The 10,407-nt window shown below is 72.8% G+C and carries 9 protein-coding genes; 4 read left to right on the top strand and 5 right to left on the bottom strand.

What is annotated here, in order from left to right; genetic code table 11:
• Together BLS56_RS29890 and BLS56_RS29885 are read left to right on the top strand one after the other, a co-directional pair.
• Positions 1 to 939 (top strand): dolichyl-phosphate-mannose--protein mannosyltransferase (locus tag BLS56_RS29890; protein WP_407640538.1); only part of this gene is annotated, 939 nt, incomplete at its 5' end.
• 44 nt (positions 940 to 983) lie between these two features.
• Positions 984 to 1,436 carry a universal stress protein gene (locus BLS56_RS29885; RefSeq protein ID WP_091457859.1) on the top strand — a complete coding sequence of 151 codons (453 nt, stop codon included), beginning with the start codon at positions 984 to 986 and terminating at the stop codon, positions 1,434 to 1,436.
• A 57-nt stretch (positions 1,437 to 1,493) separates the two neighbouring features.
• On the opposite strand, the gene BLS56_RS29880 is transcribed toward BLS56_RS29885, so the two are convergent.
• The 5 genes from BLS56_RS29880 to BLS56_RS29860 form a co-directional block, all read right to left on the bottom strand.
• A complete protein-coding gene (locus BLS56_RS29880) occupies positions 1,494 to 2,648 on the bottom strand; it encodes a hypothetical protein (RefSeq protein ID WP_139191079.1) in 1,155 nt (384 codons plus the stop codon).
• On the bottom strand, positions 2,645 to 3,763 hold the full coding sequence (locus BLS56_RS29875) for a DUF6801 domain-containing protein (RefSeq protein WP_091457854.1): 1,119 nt from the start codon (positions 3,761 to 3,763) through the stop codon (positions 2,645 to 2,647). Before BLS56_RS29875 ends, BLS56_RS29880 begins: the two co-directional genes overlap by 4 nt.
• A gap of 48 nt (positions 3,764 to 3,811) precedes the next feature.
• A complete protein-coding gene (locus tag BLS56_RS29870; protein WP_091457851.1) occupies positions 3,812 to 5,017 on the bottom strand; it encodes a hypothetical protein in 1,206 nt (401 codons plus the stop codon).
• 195 nt (positions 5,018 to 5,212) lie between these two features.
• Positions 5,213 to 5,959, bottom strand: a complete 747-nt coding sequence (locus BLS56_RS29865; protein ID WP_091457872.1) for an ABC transporter permease — start codon at positions 5,957 to 5,959, stop codon at positions 5,213 to 5,215.
• Between the two features lie 568 nt (positions 5,960 to 6,527).
• The gene (locus tag BLS56_RS29860) at positions 6,528 to 7,496 is read right to left on the bottom strand and encodes an ATP-binding cassette domain-containing protein (protein WP_091457848.1); all 969 of its coding nucleotides are present in this window, start codon (positions 7,494 to 7,496) and stop codon (positions 6,528 to 6,530) included.
• 228 nt (positions 7,497 to 7,724) lie between these two features.
• Here BLS56_RS29860 and BLS56_RS29855 point away from each other — a divergent pair, with 228 nt between their 5' ends.
• Both BLS56_RS29855 and BLS56_RS29850 read left to right on the top strand, forming a co-directional pair.
• The gene (locus BLS56_RS29855) at positions 7,725 to 8,918 is read left to right on the top strand and encodes a lipase family protein (protein WP_091457845.1); all 1,194 of its coding nucleotides are present in this window, start codon (positions 7,725 to 7,727) and stop codon (positions 8,916 to 8,918) included.
• Positions 8,919 to 8,926: 8 nt separating this feature from the next.
• The gene (locus BLS56_RS29850) at positions 8,927 to 10,375 is read left to right on the top strand and encodes an MFS transporter (protein WP_228772047.1); all 1,449 of its coding nucleotides are present in this window, start codon (positions 8,927 to 8,929) and stop codon (positions 10,373 to 10,375) included.
• The last annotated feature ends 32 nt before the right edge of the window (positions 10,376 to 10,407 follow it).

The following is a 10,407-nucleotide window of genomic DNA, read 5'->3' as shown; positions in this document are numbered from 1 at the left end:
TGGGTGAGGGAGTCTCGGTACGGGCCGCGGTTGGGGGTGCGGTGGTGGCGGCTGGGTGCTGGGGTGTTGTTGGGGTTGGCGTGTGGGGTGAAGTGGTCGGGGTTGTATTTCGTGGCCGCGTTCGCCCTGCTCACGGTCCTGTTCGACGTGGCGGCGCGGCGGGCGGCGGGGGTGGCGAGTCCGTGGTGGGGGGCGTTGCTGCGTGATGTTGTGCCTGCGGTGTGGGTGTTCGTGGGTGTGGTGGTGGTGGCGTATCTGTCGACGTGGTGGGCGTGGTTCGGCAGCGAGACGGGGTTGGACCGGCATCTGGTGGCGACGTCCGGGGGTGATCCGGTGTCGGTGGTGCGGGGGGCGCTGGGGTCGTTGTTCACCTATAGCGAGCATGTGCTGCGGTTCCACAGCGAGTTGGTGACCAAGCCGGGTTCGCAGCATCCGTGGGAGTCGAAGCCGTGGGCGTGGCCGATGGGGTTGCGGCCGATGTTGTATTACTACGACGGGTCGACCACCGGGTGTGGGGAGACGCGGTGTGTGTCGGCGACGATGTTGATCGGGACCCCGGCCTTGTGGTGGCTGGCGCCGGTGATGCTGGGGTGGGGTCTGTGGCGGATGGGCGCGCACCGGGACTGGCGTTACGCCGCGGTGGTGACCGCGTATCTGGCGGGGTTGCTGCCGTGGTTTGTGAATCTGGACCGGCAGATGTATTTCTTCTACGCGACCCCGATGGCCCCGTTCCTGGTCCTGGGCATCACCTTGGGGTTGGGGCATTTCCTGGGGACCCGGGACATGGGCCCGGAGCGGCGGCGCAACGGGTTGCTGGTCGTGGCGTTGTATGTGGGGTTGGTCGTGGCGAACTTCGTCTGGCTCTGGCCCATCCTCAACGGCGACTCCATCACCGAATGGCGCTGGCAGGCCGAACTCTGGCTCCCCTCCTGGCGCTGAGACCACCAGACCTTGTCCGGGCGACACCTATCAGAAGGAAACCTATGACCGCCTATCGAACTATCGTCGTCGGAACCGACGGCTCCGACTCATCGCTGCTCGCGGTCGAGCGCGCGGCGGCCGTCGCCGCCGACACCGGCGCCAAGCTGGTGATCGCGTGCGCTTACCAGGCCCCGGACCCGCACCGGGTCGAACGCGCCCAGGACACCCTCGGCGACGACGTGGCCTACCAGGTCGTCGGCCACAACCCCGCCGAGGAGACGGTGCGCACCGCGCTGGAGCGCGCGGCCAAGATGGGCGCAACCAACGTCGAGACCGTGGTGCGCGACGGCCCGCCGGTCCCGGTGCTGGCCAAGGTCGTGCGCAAGTTCGACGCCGACCTGCTCGTCGTCGGAAACCGCGGCCTCAACACTCTCGCTGGCCGCATCCTCGGCTCTGTCCCGTCCGAGGCGGCCCGCAAGTCCCGGGTGGACGTCCTGATCGTGCACACCACCTGACCGGCCCGGGGTCCCCGGGCGGTCCAGCCGCCCGGGGCCCGCGCACCCAGATCCTGGCTAGACCAGGGGAAGCGTCCAGACCGCGGGCACGGTGGCACCGTCCGCCGTGCGGCTTTCTCCGACGGCCTGGCCGAGGTTGTTCAGCGAGTAAGCCCGCGCGTGGTCGCCGCCGAGTGTCGGGAGGTCGATTCGCCGTCCGGCCCGCCACACCCAGGAGCGGACCTGGGTGAGCGAAGTGATGGAGTAGACGAGCACGTCGCCCCGGTCGTTGACCGCGATGGGAAGCGTGGCGGCAGGCTGGACACCGAGGTCGGTGACCTGGCCCGCGTGCCACCGAAGTACCCGCGGGACGCCGTCCCCGTCGGTGCCGAGGCCGACGGCGTAGTCGCCGTGCGGGCTGATCCCCACGACCATGGTGGACGTCGAGGTCAGCGCGGGCAGGGGCACGGCCCGGTCGCCGGTCCACCGCACCGCGGTGTGGACGCCCGCCGGGCTAACCGTGAACCCGTAGACCTGCCCGGCGCGGTCGATCCCGGTCACCAGCACGGCCTGGTCGCCTTCGGGGTTCAGCGCGGGCAGCCGCGCGCACGCGCCGGAGGTGTCGCAGCGGAACGCGTACGACGGCTCGTTGCCCTGGAAGTTCCGCACGGCCCCGGCGACTTGCCCTTCGGCGTTCCACACCACCTCATCGAGGTTTTCCGGCACCGGTCCGGGAACGGCCAGCTCCGTGACCGTTCCCCGCCGCCAGACCCCCACCCGTTTCCCCGTCGTTCCCGGCAGGCGGTAGGTCACCAGGACCTCGCCGCGGTCGTTGATCCGCACCGCGGTGCTGTGCTCGGCTTGGGGAACCAGCCGGACCGTGTGGCCGTCCCGCCACAGCGTGGCCTTCGTGACGAAGCCGGGGGCGGTGGTGTCCTGCTCGGCGCCGACCGCGTGGCCGAAGACGTTGGCGTCCACCGCCTGCCCCGCGCCCAGGTCCGTGACCCGCCCCAGCCGCCAGGACAGCGCCCGCGACCACGGCGCCGTCCGGGTGCCCGCGGTGCCGACGATCTGGCCCACCTCGGTGACCCGCAGGCCCGCGCCGCGGTCCAGCCCGGCGGGCATCGGCAGTGCGGCCACGGTGACCGACAATCCCGGCAGCGCCGCCGCGGGCAGTGGGGCCAGGACGGCGGCGACGGCGGCGAGCACGCACACCGGTGCTGCGATTCTCATGGCGAGCGGGTTCCTCTCGTGGGGGCGAGCCCCGCGCGCAGGCGGACCTCGACGGTGTTCCCCGGCCCGGCGATCGCGTCGCTGACCGCGGTGCTGAGCGGGCCGCACCCGGTCACCGGGGGGATCGAGTAGACGCCGGTCAGGACACCGCCCGCCACCGGGTCGAAGCCCGGGGCGGACCGCGGCGCGACGGCCACGCTGGTCCCGCAGGACGGGGACGCGGCGAGCGGGTGGCCGAACAGGGTGATCCGGGGAAACCGGACCGTGACCGTCGACTCGGTGCTCAACACCCCGTCGACCAGGGCGCCGGTCGTCGGCCCTGTGGGCGTGAACGTCACATCGGCCTGGGCTGGGAGCAGTCCGAACAGGCGGACCGGGACGGTGGCCGGGTCAAGCCGGACGTCGGCGGTGTACGCGCCGGTCCGCGCGTCCAGCCTGCCGTCCACCCGGCCGCTCAGGCCCACGGTGGCGCCCCGGACCGACGTCGACCCGGTGAGCGCGAAGTTCTGGGCGACGATGACCGGCTCGGGGACGGCCGGGCCGAGGACGAACAGGACCGGGTCTTGGCCGGGTTCCAGTTCGCACCGCACGCGCATCGGCTCGACCACCACCGCCTCGCCGGGCCGCTGCGGGACCAGTTCGAGGTCGACGGCTCCGACCAGGAACTCCGCCCGGGGTGTGACCGCGATCACCGAGGGGTGCGTGCCGGTGGCGGCCAGGTCGAGGCCGCTGGACGGCGGCGGCATGGGGGTGCTCGCGATGGTTGTCGGCACGCGCATCGGCAGCGTCACGTCGGTGGTCCGCACCGCGGTCCCCACGGTCGCCGCGCCCCGGATCGCCTGCGTGCCCACCTGGCGGAAGAGTTCCACCACCTCCGGCGAGAGAGCGATCACCGCGTCGAACGGCATCGGCCCGGGCGGCTGGCCGACTCCGGGGGCCGCGGGCACCTCGGCGGTGAACCGGACGGACACCGGCTGCGCTCCGATCAACGGGAAGGAGCACGTGTAGTCCAGCGTGCGGGTGACCGGTTCGGCCGAGGCCGCCCCCGCCCCCGCGACCAGTCCACTTGCGACAAGGATGGCGGCGGCCACGGCCGCGCGGATTCTGTTGCGCACTGTTCGCTCCCCAGGAAGTGACGGTTGACCAGCGGTGCGGCGTTCGGTTCAGATCAGCGGTGCGACGACCCACTTCAGTGCCTGGCCGCCGCCGTTCGCGGCCACGCCGCGGCCGACGATGACGCCCCAGTTGTTGAGGGCCACCGGTTCGCTGCTCTGGCCGCCGACCGTGCCCAGGTCGGTGCTGCGGCCATCGCGCCACAGGAACGCGCGCCGCTGGCCGACGCCGTCCTCGCTCCAGCCGACGACGTCGCCGAAGTCGTTCACCGCGACGGCCTGGCTCTGGTGGCCCAGTGGCGCCCCGAGGTCGATGGCCTGGCCCCGCCGCCACAGGGTGGCGCGGGTCAGCCCGCCGGAGCCGACGGTGTGGCCCACCACGTCGCCGGACTCGTTGACCGCCTGCGGGCCGGGCGCGACCCTCGCCGACACCTCGCCCGCCAGCGGCGGCAGCGCGCTCACCCGGTCGCCGTCCCACCGCAGCGCGTACGTGGGCAGCCCCTCCGCGGTGCCGACGAGCACGCCTTTCTCGTTCGCCGCGCTCACCGAGTACCGCCCCGCGGGCCCCGGCAGCCGCGCGCACCGCGCCGCCTCGCAGCGGAACGCGAACGAGTCCGCGCCGAACATGGGCAGGTAAGCGCCCGCGACCACGCCCCGGTCGGTGACCACGGTGAGGCTCAGGTGCGGCCCGCTCACCCCGGGCGGCTCGATCGGGGTCAGCGTCCCGCCGGAGTAGACCGCCGCCCGCTCCTGGTGGTAGCCGGACGGGCTCGCCGAGTACGTCATCGGCACCACCCCGTCCCGGTTGACCACGCTGGTGACGACCAGTCCGGACCCGGGCGGGGTGAGGTCGGTCGTCGTGCCCCGGTGCCACAGCCGGGGCTGCTGGACGTAGGTCCCGTACCCGCCCAGGTATTCCCAGCCGACCACCTGCCCGCGGCTGTTGATCCCGCTCGCGTGCCCGCCGCCGAGGTCGGTCGCCGTCTGGCCCGACCACAGCACCGCCCGCGACGGGGCGGGCCCGGGAGTGCTGGTGCCCGCGATCTGCCCGAGGTCGTTGACCGCCACGGCCTCCGCCCGGGTGTGACCGGGCAGCGCGGGCAGCACCACGGCCGAGAGCAGGGGATTGACCGGAAGCGACGCGCCCTGGGTCGGCGGCGCCGTGGCGAGCGGGATGGCGACGGCCACCACCACGGCGAGCAGGGTTGCCCTGCGGTACTGCCTGGCGAGTCTGGCGAGGTCTCCGATTCGGGACATGGTTCTCCGATGGTCGCCGAGAAGCGGAAAGCGCCAGGCGAGGCTATCGGGACGATCATGCCGCGCGGCATACGCCGGATAGCGGAAACCTGGAGTTTGGCCTATCGGTGACAGAACTGGAGGGCTATCAGCGCCACCGGAAATCAGGCGGGCATTCTGTCACCCGCGATCATGTTTCCGCCGAACGCGCGCAGATCAATTCGTCTTGCGGAAGTTCCGCGCGGCCAGCGCGCCGCCGAGCAGGGCGGTCCCGGCGGCCAGGCCGAGGGCCGCGGTCAGCGACCAGCCCAGCGGCATCCCCAGCGCGAGCGCCCGGGTGGCGTCGATGGCGTAGGTGACCGGGTTGCACAGGGCCACCGCGCGAATCCAGCCGGGCATCGCGTCGACCGGCATGTACGCGCTGGAGCCGAACATCAGCGGGAACATGACGATGAACGACACCGCCTGCATCGTCTCCGGCTTGCTCTGCCAGGTGGCGATGGCGATGAAGATCCAGCTCAGCCCCCACCCGACGGCCACGGTCAGCAGCACGGCCACGGTCACGCCGAACACCCCGCCGGGCCGGAACCCGAGGAACAGCACCGCGGCCAGCACCGCGACGACCTGCTGCACGGCCAGCCGCACCGCGTCGGACACCGTCCGCGCGACCAGCACCGAGATCAGATTGATCGGCATCGTCCGCAGCCTGCCGATGAACCCGGTGTAGATCTCGGTGAGCAGTCCGACGCCGGAGCTCATCGCGGTCGTCATGGCGATGTTGACCAGCGTCGCGGGCATCAGGAAGTTGATGTACCCCTGGTACTGGGTCACCCCGGGCAGCGTCCCGATCCCGCTGAACACCTGGCTGAACAGCAGCAGCATCACCACCGGCTGCAGCAGCCCGAAGAACACCAGCCGGTAGTCGCCGAACGCCGCCCGCAGCGACCGCTCGCTCAGCACCATCACCTGGGTGAGCGCGTTGCTCGGCCGCCACCGGTCCGCCCGGGGCGGCGACCCGGAGGCCAGGTCCAGATACAGCCGCACGGTGTCGTCGGACCGGCCGCGCGTGCCCGCGGCGTGCCTGCTCACCTTCTTGCCCCGCTCACGCCCGGTCTTGCCGGTCTCCTGGCCGCGCGCCGCCCGCCGGTCCTGCTCGGGCGCTCGCCGCTGCCGAGGCGCGCTGGCGTCCCGCTCGCTCTGCCGGGCGTCAGCGGCCCGTTCGCCGCGCCCCGCCGTGCCCGCTCGCGGGTCTCGCGCGTCCGACCGCCGCCGCCCGGCGGACTGTCCGCTCGCGTCCCGCACGGGCGCCCGGCGCTCGGCTGGTCCACGCGCCGCGCGTTCGCGGGGTTCCCCCGCGTCGCCCGCGGGTGCCCGGCGCTCGCGCCGGGGATCGGCCAGCGGAGTGTGCTCGCGGGGCCGCCCTGGCTGGGCTCGCCGGGGGGCGTCGGCGCTGTCGCCGTGTGGATCGGTTCGCATACGGGCTTGCTCTGGCGCCTTTCTGAACGGCGGGTCCTGGTGGCGGCAGGCCGCGTCACGCTGTCTGTCCGACGACCTGGGCGGCTTTCTCCTGCGCCGCTCGGTGCAGGGCGACGTACACGTCGTCCAGGGTGGGCTCGGTGACGGTCAGGTCCATGATCGGCAGCCCGGCCGAGTCCAGGGCGCGGACCAGCAGCGCGATGTCGCCCGGCTCGGCCAGCGGGATCTGCACCGCGCAGATCCCGAAGTCGGCCAGCGGCGTCATCCCCGCGTAGCCGAGCACGCCCACCGCGTAGTGCGTGGCCCGCGCGTCGGGGAAGCGGACCGACGCGGTGCGCTGCCCGATGCCCGCCTTGAGCCGCTCCGGGGTGCCGGACGCGACCACGTGCCCGCCCGCGAGCACGACGATGTCGTGCGCGAGCCGGTCGGCTTCCTCCAGGTACTGGGTGGTGAGCACGATGGTGGTGCCGTCCTTGGCGAGTTTCTCCACCAGGTCCCACAGCCCGGACCGGCTCACCGGGTCCAAGCCGGTGCTGGGCTCGTCGAGGAACAGCACGTCCGGCCCGGCGATCATGCCGACCGCGAGGTCCAGCCGCCTGCGCATACCGCCGGAGTAGGTGGCGGCCTTGCGGTCGGCTGCCTCGGTCAGGTCGAAGCTGGTCAGCAGCTCCTCGGCGCGGTCGTCGGCCTGCTTGCGGCTCGCGCCGAGCAGCCGGGCGACGAGCATCAGGTTGGCCCGGCCGGTCATGGTGTCGTCCACGGAGGTGAACTGGCTGGTCATGCCGATGTGCCTGCGCACGTGGTGGCCGAAGCGGGCCACGTCCCACCCGCACACCTTCGCGGTGCCGGAGGTGGGTTTCGACCGGGTGGCGAGGATGTCGACCAGCGTCGTCTTGCCCGCGCCGTTGTGGCCGAGGACGCCCAGCACGACACCGGGCCCGACTTGCAGTGACACGTCGGTCAGCGCCTGCACCTGGCCATAGCTCTTGCCGAGGCCGGTGACCTCGATCCGGGGCCGTGGCATGGGGGTTGTCCTTCGCGCTGGGAGCCGATCCGATGCGACGATACCGGCGGACGCGGCGGAACCGCCCTACTGGCGCGCGATTTGACGCAGAGTTATCGGTTGTTGACAACTTCTCGGTAATCACTTTTTGGCGTTTCGGTGACAACGGTGACGGGCAAACTGCTCGGTTGCCGCGAATAACCTCGCGGGCCGTCGACATGGGATTGTGACGGCGTTAACGTCCCCGTCATGCCCTCTCCTCGCCGGGTGCTTTCTTCGCTGGCTGTCGCCGTGGCGACGGCCGCGGTCTTGGCCGTCCCGAGCGGCCCGGCCACCGCCGCCGACATCCCGGTCGGCCCTTCGGGGGAGGCGTTCTACACCCCGCCCGCGCCGCTGTCCGGCGCGCCCGGCGACCCGATCTGGTACCGGCCCGCCGCCGTCTCGGTGGCCGAGTCGAACCAGGCGACCGCCCACACCGTCCTGTACCGGTCGGTCGGCGCCACCGGCGAGGACATCGCGGTGTCGGGCACGGTTTTCGTGCCGAAGGCGCCCTATGACGGCGTCCGCCCGATCGTCGGGCTCGCACCGGGGACGCAGGGCATCGGCGACAAGTGCGCGCCGTCGAAGGCGTTCGTCGCGGGCACCGAGTACGAGGCGCTCGCCGTGGGCGAGTTGCTCAAGCGGGGCTGGGCCGTCGCGGTCACCGACTACGAGGGCCTGGGCACGCCCGGCGACCACACCTACGTGGTCGGCCGCTCCGAGGGCCACGCGCTGCTCGATGTGGTGCGCGCGGCGACCCGGCTGCCCGCCACCGGGCTGCGGCCGGGCGGGAAGGTCGCGCTCACCGGCTACTCGCAGGGCGGCGGGGGCGCGGCGTGGGCTGCGGAAAGGCAGCCCGAGTACGCCCCCGAACTGAACCTGGTCGGCGTCGCGGCGGGCGGTGTGCCCGCCGACCTGACCGCGGTGGCCAAGACGCTCGACGGCAGCTTCGGGTTCGGCTTGCTGATGTTCGCCGCGGTCGGCCTCGACGCGGCCTACCCGGAGCTGAACCTCGCGGGCTACCTCAACGCCGCGGGCAAGACCGAGTTCGCCGACCGGGAGCGGTGCGTCGGCGACATCGCGGCATTCGCGTTCCGACGGATCTCCGACTACACGACCAGGAACCCGCTGCTCGACCAGGGGTGGCAGCGGCGGCTCGCGGAGAACCGCCTCGGCTCCCGGCCGCCGACGGCTCCGGTGTTCCTCTACCACGGCGTCCTCGACGAGCTGGTGCCTTTCGGGCAGGCCGACGCGTTGCGCAGGGAATACTGCGCGAAAGGCGTCGCGGTGAAGTGGAACGTCTATATCGGTGAGCATCTGACCACATTCCTGACCGGTCGTGGTGACGCTTTCACGTTTCTCGCCGACCGTTTCGCGGGCAAGCCCGCGCCGCGCGGCTGTTGAGTCCTCCGGTGACCGCCCCCGGTGATTCCGCGCCCGACCGGGCCCGTGTTCTGGGCACGATCGCGCTGATCGCCTTCTTGTCGACGGCGGACAACACCGTGGTGGCCGCGGCGGCGCCGTCGGTCGCCGGGGAGCTGGCGCTCGGGGTGACCGCGACGCAGGGGGTCACGGTCGCGTACCTGCTTCCGTTCGCCGGTTTGCTGCTCGCCGCCGGTCCGGTGGTCGACCGGTTCGGCGAGCGGGCCGCGCTGCGCGCCGGGCTGGCCGTCTTCGCCGCGGGCACGGTGCTCGCGGCCTGCGCACGCGCCGTCGAGCCGTTGCTGGCGGGCCGGGTCTTGCAGGGCCTGGCCGCCGCGCTGCTGGTCCCGGCGACGTTGAGCCTGGTCCGCACCCGCCTGGTCCCCGCCGACCGGCCCAAGGGCGCGGCGGTGTGGACCGTCTCGCTCGCCCTGGCGTTGGCCGCGGGCCCGGTCGTCGGCGGGTTCGTCAGCGCGTCCGCGCACTGGAGTTGGGTGTTCTGGGGCGTGCTGCCGCTGCTCGTCGGGACTTGGGCCGCGTTGCCCGGCCCCGGCCCGAGGACGGCGCCGCGCCCGGTCGACCGGCTCGGCATGGCCCTGGCCGGGGTGACGATGCTGCTGGTCACCGCGGCCCTGCTGAGCCTGGCCGATGGCGGCGAGTGGTCGGTGGCGCTGGCCGTCACGGGTGTGGTCGCCGCGCTGGTTTTCGCCAACCGCGACCGCCGCTCGCGGACGCCGGTGCTGCCGCCCGCGCTGGTGGGCGCCCCGCTGTTCCGCGGCGCGCTGCTGGTGCAGACGTTATGGGGGCTCGGGGTCACCGGCATCACCGTGGTCACCCCGCTGGTGCACCAGCGCTGGCTTGGCCTTGGCCCGGCGGAGGCCGCGCTGCCGCTGGCCGCGGTGGCGGCCGCGCTCATCCTCACCGCGCCGTGGGTGCCCAAAGCGCAGGCCCGCTTAGGCGCGCCCGCCACGGTCGCGGGTGGTCTTGTCGTGGTCGGGGTGGGTCTCGCGGCGGTCGCCGCGGTCAACCACCTGCCCTCGGTCGGTCCCCGGCTGCCCGGCCTGCTGCTGGTGGGCATCGGGTCGGCCTTCACCGTCCCGCTGACCACCATGGCCCTCGACTCGGCCGACGACCGGCTGGCCGGGGCGGCGTCGGGGGTGCTCAGCGCGGCCCGCGAGTTCGCCGGGGCGCTGGGGGTCGCGCTGGTCGCGGTGCTGATCGCCGGGGCGGCCGACGGACCGGCCATGGCGCAGGGCTACACCCGCGCCCTGCTGGTCGCCGCCGCCCTGCAATTGGCCGCAGCGGTGGTCGCCGCGCGGCTGCGGCCAAACTTGTCGCTTGTCCACAACGCGGACCCGGCCGCGACTCATAATTATGACAAGTCGGCCGTCGAGAAGTCGCCGTTACCTTTAGCGCGTACTGCCGTTGTTGACGAGTGACTGGCGACGGAATTACCGTACCGAAGCGACCA

Origin of the sequence: Actinokineospora iranica (genome assembly GCF_900101685.1) — a bacterium.
Taxonomy (GTDB): domain Bacteria; phylum Actinomycetota; class Actinomycetes; order Mycobacteriales; family Pseudonocardiaceae; genus Actinokineospora; species Actinokineospora iranica.
Note: the sequence above shows the minus strand (reverse complement) of the source record. Positions and strands in the feature narration are given on the sequence as shown.